Source organism: Saccharothrix sp. NRRL B-16314, assembly GCF_000716595.1.
Taxonomy (GTDB): Bacteria; Actinomycetota; Actinomycetes; order Mycobacteriales; family Pseudonocardiaceae; genus Actinosynnema.
This window is the reverse complement of sequence record NZ_JNXC01000241.1, coordinates 1-305: the sequence shown is the minus strand read 5'-3', so window position 1 is coordinate 305 and position 305 is coordinate 1. Positions and strand designations below refer to the sequence as shown.

Sequence of the window (305 nt, the reverse complement as noted above, 5' to 3'; positions counted from 1 at the left end):
CGGGAGAGGTCTCCACCATGCCGGTCCAGCACACCCCCGGGGAGCGACTCTCGATGGAGACACGCACCATCGAGGTCATCCCTGACGCCGAGCGCCACGGCACGCCGCGCAGCCAATTCACCCTCTGGTTCGGCGCCAACATGCAGATCACCGCGATCGTCGACGGCGCGCTGGCCGTCGTCTTCGGCGCCGACGCGCTGTGGGCGATACCCGCGCTGCTGATCGGGAACGTCCTCGGCGGCATCGTGATGGCGCTGCACTCCGGGCAGGGACCCCGGCTCGGCGTCCCGCAGATGATCTCCAGC

1 protein-coding gene is annotated in these 305 nt (G+C 69.8%); it reads left to right on the top strand.

What is annotated here, in order from left to right; translation table 11 throughout:
- Window positions 1-53: 53 nt before the first annotated feature.
- A partial coding sequence (locus tag OQ02_RS39820; protein ID WP_231500462.1) for a cytosine permease occupies window positions 54-305 on the top strand: 252 nt, incomplete at its 3' end.